Below are 24,867 nucleotides of genomic sequence, written 5' to 3'. Positions count from 1 at the left end.
ACGAATAGTATACCATTTCTCAACATGAAATTCTTTTTATAACATTTATTTAACGGCTTTTAAGTCACCTTCATTGAAGCAAAAGACTGTTGCTATTATAATGAACGATAGCATGTCGCTGTTACTTTACTATGGAGGCTACTTATGGAACGAATAAATAAAGAAACCGTCCAACTGCATATAAACGAATTTGCAACACAAGAGGTTTACTTACACCTAGAAACAACAAATGGTGCTTATGCTTCTCACTTTGATGAATCTTTCTTTTCAGCAACCGCGTATATTCGGAATGCGAAAATCACGTACGAAAACGGAAAAATTGCCGGTGATGGCCCCTATCGTGTCGGCTTAAAACTCGATATTGGTTGGGTTTATGGAGAGGGTTTGACTCATTTTGAGCTTGATGAAGAAGGCAGACTTTTACTTGCTGGTCATGGACCAGACGGGAAATTAGCTATTGCCATGGAGCTATCGAAAACCCCTTTTCGCTAAAATTCATTAGGAGTGAACTAATATGAACAAACAAAGCCATGTACTCGTCGTTTTTCCTCATCCTGATGATGAAGCATTCGGCGTATCTGGAACAATTGTCAACTACATTCGACATGACATCCCTGTCACCTATGCATGTCTTACTTTAGGAGAAATGGGACGCAATTTAGGAAATCCACCTTTTACAACAAGAGAATCATTGCCTGACATTCGTAAACAAGAATTGCAACAAGCCGCGATAGAGATGGGCATTTCCGATTTAAGAATGCTCGGCTATCGTGACAAAACGATTGAATTCGAAGCACCCGGTAAAGTCAAACAAGATATTCTAGACTTAATCACTGAATTAAAGCCATCCCTTATTATTTCGTTTTATCCTGGCTATGCAGTTCATCCTGACCACGATGCCACTGGGGAAGCGGTTGTTGAGGCGTTAGAATCGTTGCCTGAAAAAGACCGGCCGACGTTTCATGCCATTGCCTTTTCAAATGGACATGAGGAAGCGATTGGAAAACCGGATATTTTAAATGACGTCCGTCCCTACGCTCAAATAAAGCTTGATACATTGCGAGCCCATGCTTCACAGCTCGCTTGGACGTTGCCAAGTTTAGAAAAGGCCTATCACGAAGGAAATAAAGAGGCGGTAGAACGTTTAACCATTGAGCGATTCTGGACCTACCCACTTAAAGCGGAGCATTCTTCATGACAGATAAGTGCTTACTCATTATAGATGGGTTTAATTTACTAAGCCGAGCCTATTTTGCGACAAGTTATAATCGTCCTGTCGAATCATTAGAAAAAAACGAAAACGGTATTCCTGTTAATGGGTTGAATGTCTTTCTAAGAAAGGTACATTCATTACTCAGTCAATACAATGCTTCTCATTGTGTTGTAACGTGGGATATACCGCGAGAAGATACCTTTAGGCGTCAGCTATACCCACCTTACAAACAAACAAGAAATGAATTACCAGAACCGTTAATTCAGCAATATGAATTGGTAAAGAAAGAGCTTGAGTCCCTATCAATTGCCCAACTAACACTTTCACCCTACGAAGCAGATGATCTAATGGGGAGTATTAGCAAAAAATGGGGAGAAGAAGCACCCGAAGCGCCTGCTTACATTTATTCGAATGATAAAGACTTGTTTCAATTGATAAATAAACAAGTATCTCAAATCATTGCCGCCAAAAAACAAGATATTGTGATGAATTACGAACGATTTACCCAAACGTATGCAGTTGAACCTGAACAATGGGTTGATGTTAAAGCCTTGCTTGGTGATCCAAGTGATAATATACCTGGTTGCCCCGGTGTAGGTGAGAAAACCGCTTTACCGCTTATCCAAGCATACACCACGCTTGATCTGTTGTTTCACCAACTAGATGATCTTGATCCCCGCTTCAATCGTGTAAAGAAAAAGCTAGCAGCAGGGAAAGACATGACACTGCTATCAAAAGAGCTTTCAGCCATTAAGTGCGACATTGAGTCGCTACCAGCCATTTCTTCATTAGAGCGTCCTCAAGTCAGTCTTCCATAAAACGCTTAAACTCAATGCCACACCCCGTGTTCGGCATTGAGTTTTTCTTCAATTCATTTCCATTGCAAACCACTTTCGATTCTTCTATAATGGATGACGGATTTCCTAAGGACGAGAAGGAGTGTTTAGATGTCCGTTTCTACTCTACCAAAGGCAGATAAACGAGATATTCAATTAATTCGTATGCAACAACATGTAAAAGAAATAGCAAAAGAAGAAAAGAAGGAAGTTATTGGAATTGAGCAAGTGGATGAAGAAGAATGGGTCATTGTCTCAAAATCTTATCACAATGATTCTTTTCAAGTGATGATCAATGATTGTAGTCAGCCATATGATGGAAAGTGGGATTTCGTTCTAGAAGCGGAATACAAAGAAGCAAACACGCTTTTTATTGACGACATAAAAGGAGAACCTTGTAGAGGCTACGGGTCGATTTGTATGAACTATCTTAAAGAGATAGCATGGAAAGAGAATTGCGATATTCAGGGACGTATTGTTCAGCGCGATTGGGGTCACGTCGACCGGCTTACTCATTTCTATCAAAAGCATTCTTTCTATATTACGCTTAATAAAGAGGAAAAAAACGGCAAAATTCAATGGTACGGTGACTAACCTAGTTTTTAAGTAAGCTAGGTTTTTGTCGTATTTTTTTTGTTTATATCTATTTTAATATGGGTACGGGAACGTTATAGAAACGATTTATATGTAGAAGGAGCGTTACGAATGATTGAACAATTGTCTGATTCAGTACTACTAGAGGCGTATAAGAAAGCAAAGCAAAATCAACTAGAAGAAGATTTTCTTGCTATCCTAGAACAAGAGTTAATGAGACGCGATATACATATGAACGAATTAAATAGGTAATTTTATTAATAGACTTACTAGTTTTTTATATTTCGATTTAAAAAGGACTGTTTAGACATCCTCTATAAAATACATAAGTAAAGCTAAATAGGCGGTAAACTTGTAGATCTTTTATAGGGATACCGCCCATTTAGTATATAAGTTACAACTTATTAGTCTTTACTCCTCTTCCTCTTCTTCAAGCCTTGCTTCAATGGCTGCTACACGCGCACTCAATTGAATGACGTAAATCACTAGAAAAGAAAAAGCAGCTACACCTAGCCACGATAAAAAATAAGCACTTCCAAGTCCAGAAAGCAGCGAAAATACTGCTCCAAATACGCTTGTTAAACCGACTAAGATTGATACAAACAAGCTTAACGCATAAACTGCTAGATTCACAGAATCACCTCCATGCTTCTACGTTATGCAATGCCTGCACGACATTCTTGTTTGTTTGCCTGAAGACTATAAAAATAGAGTAATGCACTAGTTGCTTTTTCGCTAAAGGGGAAACTTCTTTTTTAGGCAATTCACGTATAAACAGTAGAAACGTTGTAAATAGTAACCATATGAGGTGATGACATTGACTTGGTTTGAAATCATACAGCGTAGCGCGTCCATTCTCGTTATACTACTTGTTTTATTTACATATCGCTGCATTTTTAAGCAAGACCAACAAGCAAAACAAAAAAACGAACGATAGCGCAAGCGCAAAATCGTTCGTTTTCCGTCAGACTTGTTCTGCAATCGCCTTATTCTTAATGTTCCAGTGGGATTCAGTCCAATGAACTTGGCCATTCTTTAACACAAAAAGCTGGGGAGATTTATGAGTCGTGTTTAAATCCTCTGCAATTTGGTTCGAAACAGGTCGCGATTCGATCACTTTCACATATGCGGTTTCAAAAGTTGGGTTTTCGCTTGTGAACGCTTGAAATTCTTCAAATGCCTCTGCACTGATAGGGCACTGTGTGCTATGTTTAAAGACTAATACAGTTTGTTCAGTTGCTTTTCCTTGAAATTTATCCCAATCCTGAACTGATTTTAACTCTTCCACGTTATCACCTCATTTATTCTTCTCATTTATAGTGTAACATATGCGCTCAAAACGATTTAAGCCAATCGATTAATTTAATTCCATGTGAATGAGACGATCATCTTCACTTTCTGGATTTCCTCTACCGTCAGTATTATTCGTTATAAAGTAAAGATCATTTCCTTCAATAACAACATCTCGAACACGCCCATAATCTGATACATATTCTGTCAATTCACTTGGTTCGTCAGGGTTAAACAAATAAACAGCTTCCCCTCTTAGACCTGCCATATAAATCACATCATCATAAGTCGTGATGCCTGAAGGTGCCCACGTATCTTGACCTGAATGAATAATAGGTGTCTCCATCCCTTCCTCTTCTTCATCGCCTTCAATCACAGGCCAACCGTAATTATTGCCGGCTTCAATAACGTTGATTTCATCATGACCAGATGCTCCGTGTTCTGAACTATACATCGTCCCATCATGTAACCATGTTAGCCCTTGCGGATTTCGATGACCGTATGAATACACAAGTGAACCATCGAATGGATTGTCTTCAGGAATAGCACCATCTAATTCCATACGTAAAATAGACCCTGCCAAGCTCTCTTGGTCCTGTGCCAAATCGACTTCTTCCGCATCACCTGTTGTTGCATATAAATACCCATCGGGTCCAATCGCTAGCCTACCCCCATTATGTGTTGGCGCACCAGGAATCCCTTCTAACAAGACCGCATTTTCTGTCCACTCATTATCAGCTTCATTCCATTCCAGTCGTACAATTCGGTTCTCAATCGCTGTGTCAGCGCCTTCATAAGAATGATACGCGTACGCGTAGCCATTCGAGGTAAAATCAGGATCTAACACCATACCAAGCAAACCAGACTCCGCTTCCTGAATAACATCTTCATTTAATTGTACGGTTTCTTCCGTAATCTCTTCATTTTCGTCTATTCGATAAATGGTCCCCTCTCGTTTAGGAATAAAGAAGCGATCTTCATCCTTCACGATGGCCCATGGACTTTGAAGATTTTCTGCCATTGCCGTCTCTTCAACTTCTACAACGGTTTCACTCACACCGTCATCATCTGAGGCATCACCTGTTATGTCAGTCATTTCTTCATCGTCTACTGTATTGCATGCCACTAAGAGAAAACTTCCTCCAAGTGTCATCATGATCTTTTTCATTTGACACACCTCCATCCATTCTATCCTTTGTATAAACGATTTTCACTTTGTTAAAACCTTCTGCTTTTCCATACACGTCCATATAGCGTATAATCAAGTTGAAAAAGGAGTGATAAAAATGAAAATGGTTACATTAAACAATGGCGTCGAAATGCCGCAACTTGGATTTGGTGTATGGAAAGTGAAAGATGAAGAGGCACAACCAGCCGTTTCAAAAGCACTTGAAATTGGCTATACATCAATTGATACTGCGATGATTTATCAAAACGAAACAGGCGTCGGCAAAGCCATTGCAGAGTCGACTATTGACCGAGAAAAACTCTTTATCACAACAAAAGTTTGGAATTCCGATCAAGGGTATGACCAAACCCTCGCTGCATTTGAAACGAGCATGAATAAACTCGGCCTTGACTATGTAGATTTGTATTTAGTCCACTGGCCAACACCAGATTTTGATCAATACATTGATACGTACAAAGCATTAGAAAAACTATACAAAGATGGTCGTGTTCGCGCCATCGGTGTCTGTAATTTTCATATTGAGCATTTAGAGCGCTTATTAAATGAATGTGATGTTCCTCCAGTTCTGAACCAAGTTGAGTGTCATCCGTACCTAGCTCAAAATGAGCTAAGAGCTTTTTGTGAAAAGCATAATATTTATGTGGAAGCCTGGAGCCCTCTTGACCAGGGACAAGAACTATTGCAGGATGACGTAATCGTGCACATAGCGGAAGCACATCAAAAAACTCCAGCTCAGGTAGTATTACGATGGCACCTTCAACGGGAAACCATTGTCATTCCGAAGTCCGTAACACCAAGTCGGATTGAAGAGAATTTTAATGTATTTGATTTTGAGCTTACGGATGACCAAATGAACGCAGTCAATCAGCTTGACCGGAATCAACGTCGAGGTGCAGATCCAAACGATATGCACGCTCGCTAATGAAACAGACGCTCGTTAACGCAGAATGCGGACGAGCGTTTTTTTGTTGTAAGCAAGTAAAAACCCAATTTAGTGAAAGAATTTATCTTTTGCCGTTTACACCTCTACACTTTGGAGGTAAACTAGAGAGTGGATTAAAAATCGAACATTTGTTACGACTCTTAGGAGGTTACACGATGATTACTGTTTCTAACGTCGGTTTACAGTTTGGCGGACGTAAACTATTTGAAGACGTAAATATACAATTTAACCCTGGTAACTGTTACGGATTAATTGGCGCAAATGGTGCTGGTAAATCGACTTTTCTAAAAATCCTGTCTGGAGAAATCGATTCGCAGCAAGGTCATGTTTCAATGAAACCAGGATCCCGTATGGCTGTGTTAAAACAAAATCACTTTGAATATGAAAATGAGCAAGTACTGCAAACAGTTATTATGGGTCACGCTCGTCTCTACCAAGTGATGCAAGAAAAAGACGCGATTTATATGAAAGAAGATTTTTCTGATGAAGACGGCATGAAAGCAGCCGAACTTGAAGGAGAATTTGCTGAACTAAACGGTTGGGAAGCAGAATCGGATGCTGCTGTTCTTTTAAAAGGGCTCGGAATTGGCGAAGACGCTCATTATAAAACACTTGCCGAACTATCTGAGTCAGAGAAAGTAAAAGTGTTGCTTGCACAAGCGTTGTTTGGCCAACCTGACGTTCTACTTTTAGACGAACCAACAAATGGTCTTGACTTAAAAGCCATTCAATGGCTAGAAGACTTCTTAATTAATTTTGAAAATACGGTCATTGTTGTATCTCACGATCGTCATTTCTTAAATAATGTTTGTACTCACATTGCAGACCTTGACTTTGGAAAAATTCAGCTTTACGTTGGAAACTATGATTTCTGGTATGAATCTAGTCAATTAGCGTTAAAAATGGCGCAAGACCAAAATAAGAAAAAAGAAGAGAAGATTAAAGAGCTTGAAAGTTTCGTAGCTCGCTTTAGTGCGAACGCGTCGAAATCAAAGCAAGCCACTTCTCGTAAAAAACAGCTAGAAAAAATTACGCTTGATGACATCAAACCTTCATCTCGTAAATACCCATATATTCATTTCACCCCTGATCGTGAAATCGGGAATGATTTGTTGTTAGTTGAAGGTTTAACGAAAACAATTGATGGGGAAAAAGTGTTAAACAATATTTCGTTCCGCATGAGCAAAGACGATAAAATTGCTTTAGTTGGTTCAAATGACCTTGCGAAAACAACGCTATTTAAAATTTTGACAGGGGAATTAGAAGCCGATAGCGGATCGTTCAAGTGGGGCATTACAACGAGTCAATCGTATTTCCCGAAAGATAACGCAGAATTCTTTGAAGGCTGTGACCTCAATCTTGTTGACTGGTTACGCCAATTCTCACCTGAAGACGACAGCGAATCATTCCTACGGGGCTTCTTAGGTCGGATGCTGTTCTCTGGTGAAGAAGTACTGAAGAATGCAAGTGTTCTTTCTGGTGGAGAAAAAGTCCGTTGTATGCTGTCAAAAATGATGTTAAGCGGTGCTAACGTCTTATTATTAGACGAGCCAACGAACCACCTTGACCTTGAATCCATTACTGCACTGAATAATGGACTTATTAACTTTAAAGGTTCAATGATCTTTAGCTCTCATGACCAACAGTTTATTCGTACGATCTCAAATCGTGTGATTGAGCTAACGAGTGATGGCATTATTGATAAAGATTCCTATGAAGATTATTTAAAAACAGCTGTTAAATAAAAAAGAGTGGTCGAAAATCGACCACTCTTTTTTTGTGTTAATTAAACCAACGTTCCGTTACGACTTTTTTCCGCGTGTAAAACTGAATGCCGTCTTTGCCATTGGTCCCTAAGTCTCCGAAAAACGATGCTTTATTTCCAGCGAATGAAAAGAACGCCATCGGTGCAGGTACATTCACATTGATGCCAATCATACCAGCGTCAATCGAATTCCTAAAATACTGCGCCGCTCTCCCACTTGACGTATACAAAACAGCACCATTAGCGAAACGAGATTGATTCGTCAGTGCAATGCCTTCGTCTAAATCTTTTACGCGAACAACACTTAGAACAGGCGCAAAGAGCTCTTCCTGCCAAATGGTCATATCAGGTGTGACGTTGTCAAACAACGTTGCGCCAAGATAATAGCCATCCTCTTCAACAACTGGATCGCGCCCATCAACAACAAGGTTTGCTCCTTCTTCTACACCTTTTTCAATGAAACCGACTACTCGGTCTTTATGACTCTGACGAATGAGTGGACCAACAAAATGCTCATCCTTACTACCGTTTCCAGCTGTTAATTTTTCTGTTTCACGTGTTAATACACTCATAAACTGGTCAGCACACGACTCTTCAACCGCTACAACGGAGCAAGCCATGCAACGTTCGCCGCTCGAAGCAAATGCTGCGCCAATAACACCTTGTACAGTTTTTTCCATTTCACAATCCGCCAGAACCACAGCGTGATTTTTTGCCCCTGCTAACGCTTGGACTCGCTTTCCATTTGCTGTACCTGTTTGATAGACGTGTCTTGCAACAGGTTCTGAACCAACAAACGAAACGGCTTCCACATTTGGATGCTCAAGCAAACCATTAACGACGTCTTTTCCACCATGAATTAAATTTAAAACACCATTTGGTAAACCCGTTTCATGCATGATTTCAACAAGTCGCTCAGCTAAAAGTGGCGTTCGTTCCGACGTTTTTAAAACAAACGTATTACCAGCAGCAATCGCTAATGGGAACATCCATAAGGGTACCATCATTGGAAAATTAAACGGCGTAATTCCAGCTACAACCCCTAATGGATAACGCCAAATCGACCCGTCAATTCCACCTGCAATATTCGGAAGGGCATCCCCCATCATCATTGACGGTGTAGACGTTGCAAGTTCCACACATTCAATGCCCCGCTGTACTTCACCACGTGCATCTTTAATTGTCTTCCCATTTTCTTTCGTTATAAGTTGAGCTAATTCTTCTCGATGTTCTTTTAATTTTTCTAAATAAACGAACATGTAACGTGCTCGTTCAGGAACAGGAACGACCTTCCACTCTTGATATGCACGTTTTGCCGCTACCACTGCATCATGAACATCTTCTACCGTTGAAAGTGGTACTGTTGCAATGGTCTCACCTGTCGCTGGATTCGGTACAGTCTCTTGCGTTGTTGCTCTTGATTCTACCCAGCTACCATCAATCCAGTTCTTTACCGTTTTCACTGTTGTCGTCATGCTTCTGACACCCCTTCTGCTTTAAAAGTGATCGTTTGATTTCCAACACGCTTAAACAGTACCGACATATCTTTCTCACCAAGGCCGGACTTTTCTGCATCCTCATATAAGTCTACAAGTGCCTGACTAATAGGTAACTCAAGACCGTGCTCTTTTGCTAAATCCATAGCAAAGCGCAAATCTTTATTTAAAAGTTTTAACGCAAAACCAGGCTCGTAATTGTCGTCCGCCATAAATGATTTATAGTTTCGCTCATAAATACGACTTTGACCATACGAAACATTCAGAACATTAAAGAGAAAATCAAGGTTCAGACCACTCTTTTCGGCTAGTTTTAACGCTTCTGCCACTCCTGCTGTATAGAAACCAATTAATAAATTGTTAATCAGTTTTGCATTCGTACCACTATCGTATTGTTCACTTATGTGAAAAACATTGCTTCCAAGGATCGCCAAATGAGCGTGAATACTTTCTAGCAGTGCTTTTGGGCCACCAACCATAAACGTTAACGTACGATTCTCTGCACCAACGACACCCCCACTAACAGGTGCTGCGAGAAAGGACACGTCTCGCTTTTCTGCTTCTTCACCAATTCGACGTTCAAGCTCTGGTGAAACGGTGCTCGTATCAACTAATACAAGTCCAGTAGGTACTTTGCGTATCAACCCATTTTCCCCTAAGTATACATCTTCACATGTTTCAGAAGAAGGTAGGCTTGTAAAAATTAATTCAGCGTAATCAACAACATCGTCAATAGTCAAAGCGGCTTTTCCGCCATTCTTTTCAAGCGTTTGTAAAGCGCTTTCATTTACATCATACCCTATTACGTCATAACCAGATTCTAGCAGATTAAGAGACATCGGTTTTCCCATATTTCCAAGACCAATAAATCCTATTTTCACTGTTAGCCCTCCTTTAGAGAAGAGCCTGCACTTTGATAAAAGTACAGGCATGATGATGCGTTTTATTGATGTTTTGATAGCACTGTTTTTGCTACCGATTGATCTAAGTCTTCAAAATCTTGATAAGAGATGGTTTCATAAAGCTCACTTCGTTTCTGCATATGCTCGAGACTCGCTTTTTGCGTACCGTTTTCTAGTATATCTTGAAAAACACGCTCATATGCTTTTGCTGCGACTCGCAATGACGTCACTGGATAAATCACCATCTCATAGCCCATATCTTCAAATTCAACGGCTTGGTAATACGGTGTTTTACCAAACTCGGTCATATTAGCAAGGAGCGGTGCTTCAATTGCACTCGCAAACGCTCTAAACTCTTCCTCTCCTTGAAGCGCTTCTGGGAAAATAGCATCTGCTCCAGCCTCTACATAAGCTTTGGCCCGGTCAATGGCTTCATCCAGTCCTTCCACGCCTCTTGCATCGGTTCGCGCAACGAGCAAGAGTGACGGTGCTGCTTTTTTAAGTGCCGCAATCTTTTGTACCATTTCCTCTGTAGTGACAAGCTTCTTGCCGTTTAAATGACCACATTTTTTCGGCAAATCTTGATCTTCCATTTGTACTGCTGCAACACCGGCTTCGACCATCTCAACCGCTGTACGAGCTACATTCAAAACACCACCAAACCCCGTATCAATGTCGACTAAAATAGGTAGATTTGTGGCACGAATAATTTCTTTAGCCCGATCTGCTACTTCTTTTGAATTCACAATTCCGAGATCTGGTAATCCAAGACTTGCTGTAAAGGCAGCACCTGAAAGGTAGAGACTTGTAAAACCTGCTTGTTTCGCCATTAAACCTGCCATGGCGTCATGAGCTCCGGGAATTTGCAAAATTCCCTTTTCCTTTACTTGCTCAAGAAACTGTTGTGCCAGTTCTTTTTGTGACAATGGTTGATCAACAATCCAAGGCATCTTCACACGCTCCTTTCTTATTCCTGTGCAAACAAATCTGTAAATGCAGGTACTGTGACTTTTTCTAACTCTTTGTAATCATTCGTCATGTCTAAAATCGCTTGATGCTGCTTACTAGCATAATGAGTTGCTAGATTGTCTGTAAATTTTTGTTGGATTGCTGGAACCGCTTCTTCTCTTCTAAAACGATGACCAAGTGGATACTCCACTGCAATTTGATCTGTCGATGATCCATCTTTAAAGAAAATCTGAATGGCATTGGCGATTGAGCGCTTGTTCGGATCTAAATAATCTTTTGAATACTGCTTGTTTTCACTAACAACCATTAGATCTCTTAACCCATCCACTCTTGGATCATTCGCCATGTCCTCTTCATAGTCGTCAGCAACAATGTCACCTTTTAATAACCCTATGGCAATAATGTACTGTAAACAATGATCACGATCAGCTGGATTGTAGAGAGGACCCTTTTTATCAATGATCCGAATGGCTGACTCATGTGTACTCACTTCAATTCGGTCAATGTCGTCTAGACGATCTTTAATGGACTCGTGTAAAGTAACAGCACATTCTGCAGCTGTTTGAGCATGGAATTCTGCTGGATACGAAACTTTAAACAAAATATTTTCCATTACATATGCATCAAGGTCTCTTGCTAACGTTAATTCTTGTTTATTGAACAGGACATCTTGAAAACCCCATCCTGGAGCTGTTAGTGCTGTTTTGTACCCCATTTCTCCTTTTAGTGCCGTCATTGCAAGAAATACACCTCGGCTAGTTGCATCACCAGCTGCCCATGATTTTCTTGAGCCTGTATTCGGTGCATGACGATACGTTCGCAATGCTGCATTATCAATCCACGCATGAGAAACAGCATTAATGATTTCCTCTCTTGTGCCTCCTAACATCCCTGCAACAACAGCAGTAGAAGCCACTTTAACAAGTAAAACGTGATCTAAGCCGACACGGTTAAAGCTATTATCTAAGGCGAGCACCCCTTGAATTTCATGGGCTTTTACCATTGCAACTAATACATCTCGAACGGTTAATGGTTCTTTACCTTCAGCAATATTTGTACGACTGATATAGTCTGCTGTTGCTAAAATACCGCCTAAATTATCTGAAGGGTGTCCCCACTCAGCAGCGAGCCACGTGTCGTTGTAATCAAGCCAACGAATCATCGTACCAATATTAAAGGCACCACGAATTGGGTCTAATACATGTGAAGTTCCTGGTACTTTAACGCCATTTGGAACGGTTGTACCTGGCACTACTGGTCCTAGCATTTTCACACATTCAGGATAGCGAAGTGCCAATACCCCACAACCTAAAGTATCAATAAGAACATGAGCAGCTGTCGTTAGCGCTTCCTCACTTGTAATTTCTTTATCTAGGACATAATCTGCAATATCCTCTAGCAATTGATCTGTTTTTCTTGTATCTGTTTTTAACATAAGCGTAACCCTCCATAGTCACTATTATTTGATTGTATGTCTTGGTCCAGTATATTTTACTCTTGGGCGGAATAATTTATTGTTCTCATGTTGTTCAATTACATGGGCACTCAAGCCAACTGTTCTGGATGAAAGAAAAATAGGTGTATATAGGCCAATTGGAATACCAAGCATCCAATAAACCGGTGCTGCATAGTAATCAAGGTTCGGATAAAGCCCTTTTTCCTTCGCTATCAATGCTTCTCCTGCTTCGCACATCCGCAAAAGACGGTCGTCTCCTGCTGCAGCGGATAACTCAGCCAATGCTTCTTTCATAATTTGAGCCCGAGGGTCCATTTTTTTCATGTAAACCCGATGACCGAAGCCCATAATTTTCTCTTTTTGCTTCAACTTGTTCGTAAGGAGTGTTTCGAATTCTTCTGGGGTATTCGCATCAAGAAGCATATACATGACAGCTTCATTTGCCCCACCATGAAGATGCCCTTTTAGAGACGCGACTGCTCCTGTTAATGCACCATACATATCCGATAATGTAGAAGCAATCACTCGAGCGGTAAATGTCGAATTCGGCATTTCATGTTCAGAATATAGAACGAGTGACTGATCAAAAACCCGTTCTTCAAGTTCCGTCGGTTCTTTTCCAGTAATCATATACAAGAAATTCGCGCTATAAGAAAGAGATTCTTTTGGACGCATAACGTCTTTTCCTTCTAGGACGCGATAGCTATTTGCGACGATGGTTGGTAACTTCGCAAGTAGCTGATACCCTCTTTCTCGATTTACTTCTGGATCTCGGTTTAACAAGTCGTGATCATAGCTTGCTAATACGGAAATACCTGTGCGCAATGCATCCATTGGGTGAGTTGAAGCTGGTAAGAGCTTAAACACATCAAGAATCACTTCTGGTACATCGTACGAATCACTTAGTCGCTTTGCCAAGTCCGTTCGTTCTGTTGACGTAGGCAGCGTGCCTTGCAAAAGCAAGTGGACAATGTCTAAGTATCCATGTGATTTTGATAGTTCAATTAAATCGTATCCGTGAATCACGATTTCTCCTTGTTCTGTATCAAGAAATGATAAATCTGTTTCTGCTGCAATAACGCCATCAAGACCAGGGTAGTAGCTTTGTTCAATTGCCATTTCATCCCTCCGTTACTCGTAGTGTAAAACATGCATACTAAAGATAAAGCGCTTACAAATTTCAGCATATTCCTACAAGAGCATATACTGTGAATTCACTTCTTTTTTAGATTACCATAATTTCGTAATCGGTGCCAATGTTGATTTATTCTGTCTATTCAACCTTGTGATAGAGATTGAGAACGATTACAATGTAAAGATAGATTCGTAAAAAGGATGATTGCAATGAGACTTGACGATGACGAATTAATTGTTGCTTTAGATGCTGCCGGCACGATTCGAGGCGCTGCCAAACAGCTGTACTTGTCACAACCAGCATTGAGTCAACGACTTAAACAGATTGAAGAAAAATGGGGTGAAGCGCTTTTTATACGTACTCATAAATCACTCATCCCCACACCAGTAGGAGAAGAAGTGATTCTTTTTGCAAAAACACGTATTCAAGAAGAAAAAGAATTTATGAATCGAATGAATACGTTAACAGGTCATGTTCGTGGTACCCTTTCACTCGCTGTATCATCTGTTATCGCTCAATACTATCTCCCTCTACTCTTAAAGAACTATATGGAGCAGTACCCTCAAGTGAAAATTGACCTACAAACCGGCTTCACCACTGCTATGTATGCTCAACGACACAATGTACACGTAAGCATCTTACGAGGAGAGCTTGAAGGAGAAGATGTTAAACAGAAATTATTCTCTGAAAACCTCTACTATGTTGCAAACAAGCATTATGAAGATACGAACACCTTAATTGAATTCCAAAGCGACGCTACTTTCCATGCAACATTAGATAAATGGTTTCTCACTGAACCATTCCCTTTACCGAAGCAAACCATTAAAGTTGATCAAATTGAGACTTGCAAACAACTAATGTTAAATGGTATTGGCGCTTGTATTTTACCGGAAATCGCTACGAAAGACCTTGACGATACAACATGTCGTTTTACACGCTTACATATGAATGGGAACGAACTTCGACGAGATACATGGACGTATTATAACGAAAAAAACGCTTCTCTCCCGCAAGTAAAAGCGTTTTTGGAATTGCTAGATCAAGAATCACTCTCTACCTAGTTGACGATGTTAAAAGGGACTCTTTCATTGCGCGAGTCATACGCACATGGAATGGGCCTTTTTAGTTATAAGCTTTTTTCACTAGATTTTAAAAATACGTTTGTTTACCTCCCCCCTCTTGATTCTTACCATACTTTTTGTATCAATCATTTAATTGCGTCGAACAAAGACGACTGCCAGATCTGTTGCGCTTGTATAGTAAAAAGGCAAAATATCGCTTGTTTAATTAATGTAAATTACACACTAAAATTTACAGTCCCTACCTAATACCTTAATGGTTTTTGCAATAGAAGTTGTAAGTTCTAGCCTTGAGATCCATGAACCTAAAGAATGATCATCAGACGTTTTATTATAATTTGTAAATCTCAAACCATTGGGATCATTTGTTTCAACATACCTATTTAGTACATTTAAGTCCTCACCATGATACTTTACCCATGTTAAAAACCTGTCGAAATCACAATAATGATAGAAACGATTCTTAACATAAGGGAGATGTTTCAACAAGTCTCTCCTTGCGTTACCAGGCCCACGCTTTTCAACCCTATAAATTGTGAAATTATATTCTAACAGCAAATCAACTATATCTTTGTTCGTTTCATTGCTAATCGCAACGTATTTATTTTCATATTTACATTTCCGTAATCTCTTTTCATTTTCAACTATAGCATCATACAAAAGGGAATGAGGATCATGTAGAATCGTTGCTAAACAAAGATTTTTATACAACTTACTTACCTCCTTTGGAATATTCTCCTTTTTCAACCCAAATATAACCGTTAGAGGCTTGATAATTGAACAAAGTTCATTAATCATGATTTCCTATGCAAAAAAAAGCATGCAGAGCTTTTCACTCATGCATACTTTTTTGTTTATTCTATTCTTCCCAAACTTTCACTTCTTGCATAACGTCGCCTTGGTTAATGCGATAAACGCTGTCAAGACCTTCAACGACTTGTCCGAATACAGTATGAACGCCGTCAAGATGTGGTTGTGGCTCATGTACGATAAAGAATTGGCTACCGCCTGTATCTTTACCAGCGTGTGCCATAGATAATGTACCCGCTACGTGCTTATGTGGGTTACCAGCCGTTTCACATTTGATTGTGTAGCCAGGACCTCCTGTACCGTTTCCGTTCGGGTCGCCGCCTTGTGCAACGAAACCAGGAATAACGCGGTGGAATGTTAGTCCGTCGTAAAAACCTTTTTTCGCTAATGTTTCAAAGTTTTCAACTGTTCCTGGTGCCTCGTTTTCAAAGAAATCGATAACGATTTTTTCGCCGTTTTCAAACGTGATGCTACCTTTTTTCATCTTTATCCGTCCTCTCACTACTCGTAATTGCGCTTCCGCACTTCATCTATTGTACACACATTGTCATTAATTCTCAAATGGTGCGACTGCTTTTTGCTGATAAGGTAAATCAAGCTTCACTAAGTCTTCATAGGTTTCTCGTTTGACAACAAGCTGCGCTTCACCGTCTTCAACAAACACAATAGCCGGGCGAGGAATACGATTGTAGTTATTTGCCATTGAATAGCCATACGCACCTGTGCACGAAATCGCTAATATGTCGTTTGCTGTAACATCAGGTAAAGGCAAATCCCAAATTAACATATCGCCGCTTTCACAGCATTTCCCAGCAACAGAGAACGTATCCTCTGGCTTGTCATTTGCACGATTCGCTAGCATCCCTTCATACTTTGCTTCGTATAAAGCAGGTCGCAAGTTATCACCCATCCCTCCATCGACGGAAAGGTAGCGGCGCACATTTGGAATATCTTTTTGTGAACCAATTGTATAAAGGGTTGTACCTGCATCCCCAACGATGGAACGACCTGGCTCAATCCAAATCTCAGGCATGTCCATTTCTAATAATGTTGTATGCTTTATCGTTTCATCAACGATTTTCTCTACATACACACTTGGATGAAGTGGCGTATCTCCATCCACATAACGAATGCCAAACCCACCACCGAAGTTGAGCACGGCCGGCTCATAATTAAATGTTTGTTTCCATCGTGCAAGATTTTCAAATACTTTTTCTATTGCAAGTACAAAACCGTCTGTTTCAAAAATCTGTGAGCCAATGTGACTGTGAACGCCTAATAAGTGAATATGTTCATCTTCTAAGCTAATGCCGATCGCTTTTGTAGCTTGACCACTTGCAAGATCGAAGCCAAATTTAGAATCCTCTTGACCTGTTGTAATATATTCATGGGTATGAGCCTCAACATTTGGTGTTAGTCTCAATAAGACAGGAACCGTTTGTCCACGTTGTTCCGCTAAAGCCTGAATCGTTTTTAATTCGTAGAAATTATCGACAACAATACAACCAATCTGTTCATCTAAGGCCATCTTCAATTCATCAATGCTCTTGTTGTTACCGTGAAAATGGATTGTAGATGCCGGCACACCTGCTTTTAGTGCAGTAAATAACTCACCGCCAGATACCACATCAATACTTAAACCAGCTGAATGGGCCAGTTGATACATCCCTACTGTGCTAAATGCTTTACTAGCATAAGCTACTTGGTAAGCTACTTGTTTCTTTTCAAACGCGTCTTTAAATGCATTCATTCTCTCTTTTATAAGTGCAACATCGTAAACAAATAGAGGGGTACGATAAACGTTAGCTAGCTCAACGGTATCTACACCACCAATCTCTAAATGTCCACTTGCATTGATTTCCATTGTTCCATGCAAATACACGCCACTCTCACTCCTTTAATAACAAAAGAAAAGCAGCTTCAGGCGAAGCCATAAAGCTACTTTCCGCAATTGCTATCTAGTTTATCAGAAGTTAAAACGTTTGACTACTATTCACTTTTTGGTGATTGCTTAATTTTATCGACAGGATGAACAATACTCGGTCTCCAACGAACGCTTGGAACAGATGTACGAACAAGAATCTGATACATAGCCGGTGGATCAAATGGTAAAAACGGCCATAGATAAGGCTTTGCAAGTGGAGACAGTCGAATAAGCGAAATCAGTAGTAAAAACAACGATACAACAAATCCTACTGGCCCAAAAAGTGCTACTGCAAGAATGATAAGGTAGCGGCTCATCCTTAGCGCCACTCCTAACTCGTAACTTGGTGTGGCAAACATTCCAATCGAACCAAGTGCCACATAAAGAATGACTTCCGTTGTGAAATAACCTACATCAATCGCCATTTCTCCAATTAAAAGGGCGGCTACGAGACCAAGTGCTGTTGCTAATGGAGACGGGGTGTGTATGGCAGCCATTCGCAGCAATTCTATTCCAGCTTCTGCAAAAATAATTTGGACCGCAATCGGGATATTGTTATTTTCTTCTACACCGACAAAATCCAACGCTGGCGGCAGTAATTCTTGATGAGTTGCAAGCAATAGCCAAAACGGGACAATTAATAGTGAAAAGAGAATGCCGACAAACCGCATCCATCGCAAAAATGTACCAACTGCAGCAGCTTGTCGGTACTCCTCAGCATGCTGCACATGGTGAAACAGTGTTGCCGGTGTAATTACAACGGACGGAGATGTATCAATAATAAGAACAATATGTCCTTCTAGAATATGAGTAGCAGCTACGTCTGGACGCTCTGTATAACGTACGAGTGGAAATGGATTAATGCCTTGTTTAACAATGTATTCTTCCACCACTTTATCCGACATCGTTAGTCCATCAATATTAATATCCTTAAGCTCTTTCTTAATAATGTTTACTAGCTTAGGATCAACAATTCCTTCTATATAACATAAGGCTATGTCGGTTTTAGAACGCACACCCACTTGCATAATTTCTTGGCGTAATCGTTCATCTCGTATTCGTCTCCTCGTTAAGCCCGTATTAAAGATGATGTTCTCTGTATAGCCGTCTCGTGACCCACGTACTACACGCTCTGTATCTGGTTCTTCAGGTCCACGACCAGGATACGATCGAACATCAACAATCAAACTATTTGCTTCGCCATCGACGACAACGCAAATTAACCCTGATAACACTTGTGTAATGGCATGATCAATCGACTCAGTTTCTTCAACTTGAATATGCGCTAAATGATTCTTAACAGATTGAAAAGGATGTTCAGCTCGCCGCATCCGACTTTCGGTATCCATAAGCTCACGCAAGATATCAATAATATATAAGTTATCGACTAAGCCCGTTAAATAATAAATATAGACATCTTTACCGAATACATTTAGCTTTCTAACACCAACATCGAAGGATTCGCCTATTCCTAAACGCTCATTCATAATGTGATCATTTTCTGCAATACTTCTTCTAAATGTCATCTGTTTCGAAGACGGGTTCACTATAACCACTCCTTTCTAAAATAATTTGTATTGCTTTTTTTGTAACCGGCGCACCTTTTTTAACATCATCAAAGCGTGCCATTTTCCCAATATCACCGACACCTACGACACAAGGTAGGTTCAAATCATCTAATATGGAAACCGTATCACCATTAATCCTGCCAATTTCCATGTCAATTAACCCTTCTTTATCTACACCGTATTCGGATAAACGACCAAATCGATCAACGCTTACATCCACATGAGTCCATTCTTTCGCATGTGTTTGCGAAGCAACGGCTACAGCACCAATGACCTCAATATCTTCTTGGTTGACGATATAGTGCATGGCCGTTTCACCAAAACCAACATCGCGAATGCCGCAATCATCGAACATGATAATAATTGGAACATCGCCTTTTTCTAAGTTAATAAGATCAACTAACGCTTCCGGTTCAATAGTCGTTGGATTGCCATAAGATGCGCTAAGAACGGTACATTTTAAGTCTTGAGCAATGTGTTCAAGTGCTTTTTTACTAGCCAGATCACCATCTGTAACAAAGATTACTTTTTTCATCACGTCACACCTTTCGGCTTAAAAATAGCCGCTACAATCAGGCTTAAGAGAATGGAAAAAACAATGGTAGTGGACGCAAGTTCAAAGACTCCATCGCTAATATAAAATAAGCCATTTTCTCCATTTAACATGGCACCATGTACAAGAGAATAGCCAAAGCCTGTAATCGGAACCGTTGCTCCTGCGCCTGCAAATTCAATGAGCTGTTCATATAAACCAAACCCATCCAATATAATGCCAATCAGTACTAGGGTTACTAACATTTGAATGGAAGTAAGCTTAACAATGTCTAAAAGAAATTGTCCGAATAAGCAAATGCTCCCTCCAATTAAAAACGCCCATAAATAAATCATTTAATTCCCCCTTCTTTCAAACACAACTGCATGAGCAATACAAGGAATCGTTTTATGTTGTTGAACCGTGTTTGCACTATGCAAGGCGCCTGTTGCGATAACGAGCACCCGTTTTAACCGATTGGCGAGCATCTCATTAAAAACGTGCCCAAAGACGACCGTAGCGCAACAACCAGCACCACTACCACCTGCCAACACCTGTTGATTCGTTCCATACATCATGACGCCACAATCGTCGTAGTTTTCGCTTACAATCACATCATGTTCACGTAGTAGCTTCTTAAAAACCTCACTTCCAGAACGCGCAAGATCACCTGTCAAAATAAGATCAAAGTCAGATGGCTTTTGTTCCGTTTCATGCAAGTACGTAAGCAGTGTATCCGCGGCAGCTGGTGCCATAGCCGCACCGAGCTCATAGGGGTTCTTAATCCCTAAATCAATGACTTTACCGAGAAGTCCTTCTGTCATTTGAATCATTGATTGATGTCTCCCAAGGATGATTGCGCCAGCACCTGTGACAGTCGTCTGCGCCGTATCTGGCTTTTGCTGAGCAAATTCTATTGGAAAGCGAAACTGCTTCTCACATCCACCGATATGGCTACTTGAAGCGCACAATACATGTCGAGCTCCACCACCATTAATCCACATACCTGCGACAATGCAATTTTCTATCGCTGTTGCGCAAGCAGAATAGCTACCAATATAGGGGACACGTAAATTACGAGCGATTTGGCTCGACACTGTACTCTGGTTTGTTAAATCGCCAGCGATAAATAAATCTAAGTGATTGTCTTTTAGCCTTTGTTTATGTAGACAATAGGTAATCGCTTTTTCCGTCAACTTTTTTTCCGCTGTTTGCCAATCCTTCTCTCCACATAACAGGTTAGGAAATACATAGTCAAATCCATGACCGAGGGGGCCACTCCCTTCTTTCGGACCCACAGCTGTACCTCGTTCTTCTACATATACAGGCGTCTTAAATTGAATGACCCTCTTTTGATTTACCATAATTCTGCCTCTCCTTATTTCAGGATCATATGAATGAACAATCGCGAAAAGCTAACGAGATACGCAGCAGTGATGCCAACTATAAAGATTGGACCAACAATGCGAAATAAATGAACGCCTATCCCTGAAAGAAAGCCTTCTGAGCGATGATCAAGTGCTGTTGCCGTCATCGCATTAGCAAACCCTGTAATCGGTACAATCAATCCCGCTCCAAACAACTGCGCTCCTTTTTTGTAGATTCCTAAACCTGTGCCAAACGCCGAAAATGTAAGTAAAATGACAATCATATAGCTCGTGGCCATTTGTGGATTTAGCGAAAAAACGTGCCTTAGCCCGTCATAGATCAATTGACCAACTACACTTATGCAGCCGCCGCCTAAAAATGCGAGTGTCCCATGTTTAACAAAACGTGTTTTTGCTGCAAACAGGCGAATGTTTTCTTTATAATTATCTTTTTCCTCTTTTTTTAACATACGTCCTCCTGTTACTGCGCTTTGGTAGTAGTATGCTGCATTGACGAACATTCAATTCGCACAAAAAAAGACTTCCTACCCATCGGTAAAAAGTCTGGCTCCGTTTATGCTTCGTCTTCCCTAATCTAAGACTATGTTTCTGACATAATTTCTTTCATTTGATCGAGAATTTTCTTTTCTAAACGTGATACTTGAACTTGAGAAATCCCTAAACGCTCTGCTACTTCTGACTGTGTCTGGTCTTTGTAATAGCGTAAATAAACGATTAAACGTTCTCGTTCTTCTAGATCTCGAATCGCCTCTTTTAATGCAATTTTATCAAACCATTTCACTTGGCTAGTATCTGCAATTTGATCCATTAGCGTAATCGGGTCTCCATCATTTTCATACACCGTTTCATGAATAGACGTTAAACTCCGATTCGCATCTCCTGCAAAGACGACTTCTTCAGGCGTAACGCCTAAATGTACAGCAATTTCATTCACTGTCGGTGTGCGCCGGTATTCTTTTGTTAAATCATCCTTTGCTTTTCGAATCTTATTACTCAATTCTTTAATGGAGCGACTCACTTTTACGGTGCCATCATCTCTTAAAAACCGCTGAATCTCACCAATTATCATTGGCACCGCATAAGTCGAAAATTTAACATCATAAGATAAATCAAACTTATCAACTGATTTAATTAAGCCAATGCAGCCGATTTGAAACAAATCTTCTGCTTCATAGCCTCGGTTCATAAATCGTTGGACAACCGACCATACGAGACGTGTGTTCTTGTTAACAATTAAATCGCGAGCTTCTGTATCACCTTGCTGACTTTTCGCGATTAGGTCTTTTAATTCTTGATCAGTCAACATCTTTTTTGTTGTTTTCTTTAGCTCAGCGCTCATTAGCAAGACCCCTTATCTGCATATGGCCTTTGTTTTTGTTAATTGCTTTTTTAAATACACCGTTGTCCCTAATAACGGTTCAGAGACGACTTTCATCTCATGACAGAAGTTTTCCATTATGGTAAAACCCATTCCCGAGCGCTCAAGTTCAGGTTTTGAAGTAAACAACGGCTCTCGTGCTTCATCGATATCAAGAATGCCATTCCCTTCATCGCGAATGACAATTTCAATTTCGTTATCACGCAATACCGCTGAGATGTAGACCATGCCGCTTTCGTCATTGTCATAACCATGGATGATCGCATTCGTCACAGCTTCTGAAACAACAGTCTTAATCTCCGTTAGTTCTTCCATAGTGGGATCAAGTTGAGCTAAAAAAGCCCCTACTGTTACTCTTGCAAACGATTCATTTTCACTTTTTGCACTGAATGAAAGATCCATTTTATTTTCCATTGCTTAAGCCACCCCTAACTTTTGCAAAGCAAAATCTTCACTTTCTTCAAAACGAATGATCTTAAACATCCCTGACATCTCAAATAAACGTCCAACTGTTGGAGAAATTGCACAAACGACCATTTCTCCTCCTGCCGCTGTAATTTGTTTATATCGTCCTAAAATCACACCAAGACCCGAACTATCCATAAATGATAACCCTTCAAGATTTAACAAAATATGCTTTGTGTTCGGTAGATGAGCTTCTACCTCCGCTCTTAGTGTTTTTGCTGCATGATGATCTAATTCTCCTGCCAGTCTTACAAGTAACACATTGTGTTTTTGTTCCATTTGAATTTGTAATGTCATGAAAACACCTCCATCTAAACTTACTCCATGCTATCATTCCATACGAATCTCTTGAAATCCTTGTTACTGACAAAAGTAGTGCATGTTAGTGAAAAGTTCTAATCATTCTTTATTTCCCTGCAAAAGTAGACAAGGTTCGTTTAAACAATTGCCACCATGAAGCCGTATCAATTGTGTCTGAAGCGACTAAATCTGTCGAGACAACTGTATTTCCGTCTATTTCAACAGTTAAATTACCGACTACATCACCTTTTTGAATTGGTGCAGCAATGGTTTCGTCAAAGGACGTATTCACAACAGGCTCTTTTGAATCCTCGCCTTTTTTTAACAGGATGGATACTTGATCTTCCGTAACCGCTTCTAATGTTTTTTTCGATCCTTTTACAACTGTTGCCTCACCTAACACATCTCCCTTTTTGTAAAGTGTTTCAGTAGAGTAGTTGTTAAACGCATGATCTAGTAATGAGGTGACTTCTGCATTTCGTTCCTTTGATGTCGGTGATCCCATAACAACCGTTATAACACGCATGCCCTCTTTTTCAGCAGTCGCAGTTAATCCATATTTTGCTTCTTGGGTAAAACCCGTTTTTAATCCATCTACACCAGGATAAAAGCGTACCAATTTATTCGTATTGACAAGCCAAAACTCTTTATCTGTTCCTTTGCGTAAATAGTCTTCATAAATACCTGTGTACTCTGTTATTTTTTCGTACTTTAACAGCTCTTTCGCAATCATCGCCAAGTCATGAGCTGATGAATAGTGATTTTCAATTGGCAATCCGTTCGTGTTTTTAAACGATGTCTGTTCTAAATTCAGTTCACTCGCTTTTTCATTCATCATTTTGACGAATCCTTCTTCAGAGCCAGCAATATGCTCTGCCATCGCTACTGCTGCGTCGTTCCCAGACGCAACGGCAATTCCTTTTAAAAGATCATCTACACTCATTTGTTCTCCAGCTTCAAGAAAAATTTGCGAACCTCCCATTGAAGCCGCATATTCACTCACTGTTACTTGCTCATCAAACGATAGCTTTCCTTCATCAATCGCTTCCATAACGAGTAACATCGTCATGATCTTTGTCATACTTGCTGGGGGTAACGCTTTATCGCTATTTTTCTCAAAAATAACTTCCCCTGTATCCCGTTCTATTACGATAGCAGAAAGGGTTTTCTCTCCAAGTGGCGATTTTTTTACCTCCGCAGCCTTTGCCGTAAGCGGTTGTGTTGCAAATAGCGCTAATAATAACCAAACTACTAGTAAATGTAGACCTTTTTTCATACATTTCCCTCCATAACCTTTATGTAAAAAGCTATCAGCTAGTCTTTCCATTCCAGATTTTTCTATACACAAGGGAAGGAGGTCAACCCAAAAAAAGATGAGTAGTGATTTCTCACTTCTCATCTTTCTTCAATGATTCGTTTAAAACGTTTTAATTTCTTGTTGCTTGTGATACTCATCGAAAATAATTAATCGGCTTGGCTGGTTTTCTTGTGCAAGCTTCTCGCCAGCTTCGATTGCTTTCGATTGTTTATCATATTCTTCTAATGGTGCAACATCTTCTACTTTTACAAACCAGGTTGTTGCATCTTTATTTGGCGTCACCGTATATTCCTTCATCTCTATCTCTCCTTCTCTAT

General features: G+C 40.2%; 29 protein-coding genes. 8 read left to right on the top strand and 21 right to left on the bottom strand.

Annotated features, from left to right (window positions below):
• Positions 1 to 144 precede the first annotated feature (144 nt).
• From FPV17_RS09565 to sda, 5 genes are all read left to right on the top strand, one after another.
• On the top strand, positions 145 to 492 hold the full coding sequence (locus FPV17_RS09565; RefSeq protein ID WP_144558837.1) for a YojF family protein: 348 nt from the start codon (positions 145 to 147) through the stop codon (positions 490 to 492).
• Between the two features lie 22 nt (positions 493 to 514).
• Complete coding sequence (bshB2, locus tag FPV17_RS09560) at positions 515 to 1,198, top strand: bacillithiol biosynthesis deacetylase BshB2 (RefSeq protein ID WP_060705034.1); 684 nt, start codon at positions 515 to 517, stop codon at positions 1,196 to 1,198.
• A complete protein-coding gene (locus tag FPV17_RS09555; RefSeq protein ID WP_144558836.1) occupies positions 1,195 to 2,031 on the top strand; it encodes a 5'-3' exonuclease in 837 nt (278 codons plus the stop codon). The genes bshB2 and FPV17_RS09555 overlap by 4 nt, the downstream gene beginning before the upstream one ends.
• Positions 2,032 to 2,160: 129 nt before the next feature.
• Entirely contained in the window at positions 2,161 to 2,643 is a 483-nt protein-coding gene (locus FPV17_RS09550; RefSeq protein WP_035394027.1) for a hypothetical protein, read from the top strand.
• 111 nt (positions 2,644 to 2,754) lie between these two features.
• Positions 2,755 to 2,895: a sporulation histidine kinase inhibitor Sda gene (gene sda / locus FPV17_RS09545; protein ID WP_081762064.1), complete on the top strand. Its 141-nt coding sequence runs from the start codon at positions 2,755 to 2,757 to the stop codon at positions 2,893 to 2,895.
• Between the two features lie 159 nt (positions 2,896 to 3,054).
• Here the strand turns inward: sda and FPV17_RS09540 are convergent, their stop codons facing one another.
• From FPV17_RS09540 to FPV17_RS09530, 3 genes are all read right to left on the bottom strand, one after another.
• On the bottom strand, positions 3,055 to 3,276 hold the full coding sequence (locus tag FPV17_RS09540) for a hypothetical protein (protein WP_144558835.1): 222 nt from the start codon (positions 3,274 to 3,276) through the stop codon (positions 3,055 to 3,057).
• 331 nt (positions 3,277 to 3,607) lie between these two features.
• Complete coding sequence (ytxJ, locus tag FPV17_RS09535; RefSeq protein WP_035394031.1) at positions 3,608 to 3,931, bottom strand: bacillithiol system redox-active protein YtxJ; 324 nt, start codon at positions 3,929 to 3,931, stop codon at positions 3,608 to 3,610.
• Between the two features lie 69 nt (positions 3,932 to 4,000).
• Positions 4,001 to 5,101, bottom strand: coding sequence for a PQQ-dependent sugar dehydrogenase (locus FPV17_RS09530; protein ID WP_060705037.1), 1,101 nt, complete (start codon positions 5,099 to 5,101; stop codon positions 4,001 to 4,003).
• A 118-nt stretch (positions 5,102 to 5,219) separates the two neighbouring features.
• Here FPV17_RS09530 and FPV17_RS09525 point away from each other — a divergent pair, with 118 nt between their 5' ends.
• Positions 5,220 to 6,044 carry an aldo/keto reductase gene (locus FPV17_RS09525; RefSeq protein WP_144558834.1) on the top strand — a complete coding sequence of 275 codons (825 nt, stop codon included), beginning with the start codon at positions 5,220 to 5,222 and terminating at the stop codon, positions 6,042 to 6,044.
• A 176-nt stretch (positions 6,045 to 6,220) separates the two neighbouring features.
• Complete coding sequence (locus FPV17_RS09520) at positions 6,221 to 7,810, top strand: ABC-F family ATP-binding cassette domain-containing protein (RefSeq protein WP_144558833.1); 1,590 nt, start codon at positions 6,221 to 6,223, stop codon at positions 7,808 to 7,810.
• 37 nt (positions 7,811 to 7,847) lie between these two features.
• Here FPV17_RS09520 and FPV17_RS09515 read toward each other — a convergent pair whose 3' ends face one another.
• The 5 genes from FPV17_RS09515 to mmgD form a co-directional block, all read right to left on the bottom strand.
• The gene (locus tag FPV17_RS09515; RefSeq protein WP_144558832.1) at positions 7,848 to 9,305 is read right to left on the bottom strand and encodes a CoA-acylating methylmalonate-semialdehyde dehydrogenase; all 1,458 of its coding nucleotides are present in this window, start codon (positions 9,303 to 9,305) and stop codon (positions 7,848 to 7,850) included.
• Complete coding sequence (locus FPV17_RS09510) at positions 9,302 to 10,207, bottom strand: NAD(P)-dependent oxidoreductase (protein ID WP_281284338.1); 906 nt, start codon at positions 10,205 to 10,207, stop codon at positions 9,302 to 9,304. The genes FPV17_RS09515 and FPV17_RS09510 overlap by 4 nt, the downstream gene beginning before the upstream one ends.
• A 62-nt stretch (positions 10,208 to 10,269) precedes the next feature.
• On the bottom strand, positions 10,270 to 11,178 hold the full coding sequence (gene prpB, locus FPV17_RS09505; protein ID WP_144558830.1) for a methylisocitrate lyase: 909 nt from the start codon (positions 11,176 to 11,178) through the stop codon (positions 10,270 to 10,272).
• A gap of 17 nt (positions 11,179 to 11,195) precedes the next feature.
• Positions 11,196 to 12,632 carry a bifunctional 2-methylcitrate dehydratase/aconitate hydratase gene (locus tag FPV17_RS09500; protein WP_144558829.1) on the bottom strand — a complete coding sequence of 479 codons (1,437 nt, stop codon included), beginning with the start codon at positions 12,630 to 12,632 and terminating at the stop codon, positions 11,196 to 11,198.
• Between the two features lie 24 nt (positions 12,633 to 12,656).
• Positions 12,657 to 13,772 (bottom strand): citrate synthase, encoded by a 1,116-nt coding sequence (gene mmgD / locus FPV17_RS09495; RefSeq protein ID WP_144558828.1) that lies wholly within the window; start codon positions 13,770 to 13,772, stop codon positions 12,657 to 12,659.
• A gap of 225 nt (positions 13,773 to 13,997) precedes the next feature.
• Here mmgD and FPV17_RS09490 point away from each other — a divergent pair, with 225 nt between their 5' ends.
• Positions 13,998 to 14,849 (top strand): LysR family transcriptional regulator, encoded by an 852-nt coding sequence (locus FPV17_RS09490; RefSeq protein WP_186370772.1) that lies wholly within the window; start codon positions 13,998 to 14,000, stop codon positions 14,847 to 14,849.
• 243 nt (positions 14,850 to 15,092) lie between these two features.
• Here the strand turns inward: FPV17_RS09490 and FPV17_RS09485 are convergent, their stop codons facing one another.
• The 13 genes from FPV17_RS09485 to FPV17_RS09425 form a co-directional block, all read right to left on the bottom strand.
• The gene (locus tag FPV17_RS09485; protein ID WP_144558826.1) at positions 15,093 to 15,578 is read right to left on the bottom strand and encodes a hypothetical protein; all 486 of its coding nucleotides are present in this window, start codon (positions 15,576 to 15,578) and stop codon (positions 15,093 to 15,095) included.
• A 148-nt stretch (positions 15,579 to 15,726) separates the two neighbouring features.
• Entirely contained in the window at positions 15,727 to 16,161 is a 435-nt protein-coding gene (locus FPV17_RS09480) for a peptidylprolyl isomerase (RefSeq protein WP_035394036.1), read from the bottom strand.
• Positions 16,162 to 16,227: 66 nt separating this feature from the next.
• The gene (gene lysA / locus FPV17_RS09475; RefSeq protein ID WP_035394039.1) at positions 16,228 to 17,559 is read right to left on the bottom strand and encodes a diaminopimelate decarboxylase; all 1,332 of its coding nucleotides are present in this window, start codon (positions 17,557 to 17,559) and stop codon (positions 16,228 to 16,230) included.
• A 107-nt stretch (positions 17,560 to 17,666) separates the two neighbouring features.
• Positions 17,667 to 19,127: a spore germination protein gene (locus FPV17_RS09470; protein WP_144560454.1), complete on the bottom strand. Its 1,461-nt coding sequence runs from the start codon at positions 19,125 to 19,127 to the stop codon at positions 17,667 to 17,669.
• Complete coding sequence (gene spoVAEA, locus FPV17_RS09465) at positions 19,117 to 19,704, bottom strand: stage V sporulation protein SpoVABEA (protein WP_035394042.1); 588 nt, start codon at positions 19,702 to 19,704, stop codon at positions 19,117 to 19,119. Before spoVAEA ends, FPV17_RS09470 begins: the two co-directional genes overlap by 11 nt.
• Entirely contained in the window at positions 19,704 to 20,057 is a 354-nt protein-coding gene (spoVAE, locus tag FPV17_RS09460) for a stage V sporulation protein AE (protein ID WP_035394043.1), read from the bottom strand. The genes spoVAEA and spoVAE overlap by 1 nt, the downstream gene beginning before the upstream one ends.
• Entirely contained in the window at positions 20,058 to 21,065 is a 1,008-nt protein-coding gene (gene spoVAD / locus FPV17_RS09455) for a stage V sporulation protein AD (RefSeq protein ID WP_144558825.1), read from the bottom strand. It abuts the gene before it with no gap.
• 14 nt (positions 21,066 to 21,079) lie between these two features.
• Entirely contained in the window at positions 21,080 to 21,538 is a 459-nt protein-coding gene (locus FPV17_RS09450) for a SpoVA/SpoVAEb family sporulation membrane protein (RefSeq protein ID WP_144558824.1), read from the bottom strand.
• A 131-nt stretch (positions 21,539 to 21,669) separates the two neighbouring features.
• Positions 21,670 to 22,428 carry an RNA polymerase sporulation sigma factor SigF gene (gene sigF, locus FPV17_RS09445; protein WP_035394045.1) on the bottom strand — a complete coding sequence of 253 codons (759 nt, stop codon included), beginning with the start codon at positions 22,426 to 22,428 and terminating at the stop codon, positions 21,670 to 21,672.
• Between the two features lie 12 nt (positions 22,429 to 22,440).
• Positions 22,441 to 22,881 (bottom strand): anti-sigma F factor, encoded by a 441-nt coding sequence (gene spoIIAB / locus FPV17_RS09440; protein WP_035394048.1) that lies wholly within the window; start codon positions 22,879 to 22,881, stop codon positions 22,441 to 22,443.
• A 3-nt stretch (positions 22,882 to 22,884) separates the two neighbouring features.
• Complete coding sequence (gene spoIIAA, locus FPV17_RS09435) at positions 22,885 to 23,229, bottom strand: anti-sigma F factor antagonist (protein WP_144558823.1); 345 nt, start codon at positions 23,227 to 23,229, stop codon at positions 22,885 to 22,887.
• 109 nt (positions 23,230 to 23,338) lie between these two features.
• Positions 23,339 to 24,508, bottom strand: a complete 1,170-nt coding sequence (locus tag FPV17_RS09430) for a D-alanyl-D-alanine carboxypeptidase family protein (RefSeq protein ID WP_144558822.1) — start codon at positions 24,506 to 24,508, stop codon at positions 23,339 to 23,341.
• Between the two features lie 141 nt (positions 24,509 to 24,649).
• Complete coding sequence (locus tag FPV17_RS09425; protein ID WP_035394053.1) at positions 24,650 to 24,847, bottom strand: DUF2188 domain-containing protein; 198 nt, start codon at positions 24,845 to 24,847, stop codon at positions 24,650 to 24,652.
• Positions 24,848 to 24,867 lie beyond the last annotated feature (20 nt).

This window comes from Shouchella miscanthi (genome assembly GCF_007725405.1).
Lineage (GTDB): Bacteria > Bacillota > Bacilli > Bacillales > Bacillaceae_D > Shouchella > Shouchella hunanensis.
Note: the sequence above shows the minus strand (reverse complement) of the source record. Positions and strands in the feature narration are given on the sequence as shown.

What these genes read in the sequence shown, in the direction of transcription:
- FPV17_RS09565 (WP_144558837.1), top strand. Translation starts at nt 145, where the DNA reads ATGGAACGAATAAATAAAGAAACCGTCCAACTGCATATAAACGAATTT.
- mmgD (WP_144558828.1), bottom strand. Translation starts at nt 13,772, where the DNA reads ATGGCAATTGAACAAAGCTACTACCCTGGTCTTGATGGCGTTATTGCA.
- FPV17_RS09425 (WP_035394053.1), bottom strand. Translation starts at nt 24,847, where the DNA reads ATGAAGGAATATACGGTGACGCCAAATAAAGATGCAACAACCTGGTTT.
- FPV17_RS09430 (WP_144558822.1), bottom strand. Translation starts at nt 24,508, where the DNA reads ATGAAAAAAGGTCTACATTTACTAGTAGTTTGGTTATTATTAGCGCTA.
- spoVAEA (WP_035394042.1), bottom strand. Translation starts at nt 19,704, where the DNA reads ATGAAAAAAGTAATCTTTGTTACAGATGGTGATCTGGCTAGTAAAAAA.
- FPV17_RS09450 (WP_144558824.1), bottom strand. Translation starts at nt 21,538, where the DNA reads ATGTTAAAAAAAGAGGAAAAAGATAATTATAAAGAAAACATTCGCCTG.
- FPV17_RS09515 (WP_144558832.1), bottom strand. Translation starts at nt 9,305, where the DNA reads ATGACGACAACAGTGAAAACGGTAAAGAACTGGATTGATGGTAGCTGG.
- FPV17_RS09480 (WP_035394036.1), bottom strand. Translation starts at nt 16,161, where the DNA reads ATGAAAAAAGGTAGCATCACGTTTGAAAACGGCGAAAAAATCGTTATC.
- sda (WP_081762064.1), top strand. Translation starts at nt 2,755, where the DNA reads ATGATTGAACAATTGTCTGATTCAGTACTACTAGAGGCGTATAAGAAA.
- FPV17_RS09525 (WP_144558834.1), top strand. Translation starts at nt 5,220, where the DNA reads ATGAAAATGGTTACATTAAACAATGGCGTCGAAATGCCGCAACTTGGA.
- FPV17_RS09555 (WP_144558836.1), top strand. Translation starts at nt 1,195, where the DNA reads ATGACAGATAAGTGCTTACTCATTATAGATGGGTTTAATTTACTAAGC.
- FPV17_RS09470 (WP_144560454.1), bottom strand. Translation starts at nt 19,127, where the DNA reads ATGACATTTAGAAGAAGTATTGCAGAAAATGATCACATTATGAATGAG.
- FPV17_RS09530 (WP_060705037.1), bottom strand. Translation starts at nt 5,101, where the DNA reads ATGAAAAAGATCATGATGACACTTGGAGGAAGTTTTCTCTTAGTGGCA.
- FPV17_RS09520 (WP_144558833.1), top strand. Translation starts at nt 6,221, where the DNA reads ATGATTACTGTTTCTAACGTCGGTTTACAGTTTGGCGGACGTAAACTA.
- bshB2 (WP_060705034.1), top strand. Translation starts at nt 515, where the DNA reads ATGAACAAACAAAGCCATGTACTCGTCGTTTTTCCTCATCCTGATGAT.
- spoVAE (WP_035394043.1), bottom strand. Translation starts at nt 20,057, where the DNA reads ATGATTTATTTATGGGCGTTTTTAATTGGAGGGAGCATTTGCTTATTC.
- FPV17_RS09500 (WP_144558829.1), bottom strand. Translation starts at nt 12,632, where the DNA reads ATGTTAAAAACAGATACAAGAAAAACAGATCAATTGCTAGAGGATATT.
- spoIIAB (WP_035394048.1), bottom strand. Translation starts at nt 22,881, where the DNA reads ATGGAAAATAAAATGGATCTTTCATTCAGTGCAAAAAGTGAAAATGAA.
- sigF (WP_035394045.1), bottom strand. Translation starts at nt 22,428, where the DNA reads ATGAGCGCTGAGCTAAAGAAAACAACAAAAAAGATGTTGACTGATCAA.
- FPV17_RS09550 (WP_035394027.1), top strand. Translation starts at nt 2,161, where the DNA reads ATGTCCGTTTCTACTCTACCAAAGGCAGATAAACGAGATATTCAATTA.
- spoVAD (WP_144558825.1), bottom strand. Translation starts at nt 21,065, where the DNA reads ATGGTAAATCAAAAGAGGGTCATTCAATTTAAGACGCCTGTATATGTA.
- FPV17_RS09490 (WP_186370772.1), top strand. Translation starts at nt 13,998, where the DNA reads ATGAGACTTGACGATGACGAATTAATTGTTGCTTTAGATGCTGCCGGC.
- spoIIAA (WP_144558823.1), bottom strand. Translation starts at nt 23,229, where the DNA reads ATGACATTACAAATTCAAATGGAACAAAAACACAATGTGTTACTTGTA.
- prpB (WP_144558830.1), bottom strand. Translation starts at nt 11,178, where the DNA reads ATGCCTTGGATTGTTGATCAACCATTGTCACAAAAAGAACTGGCACAA.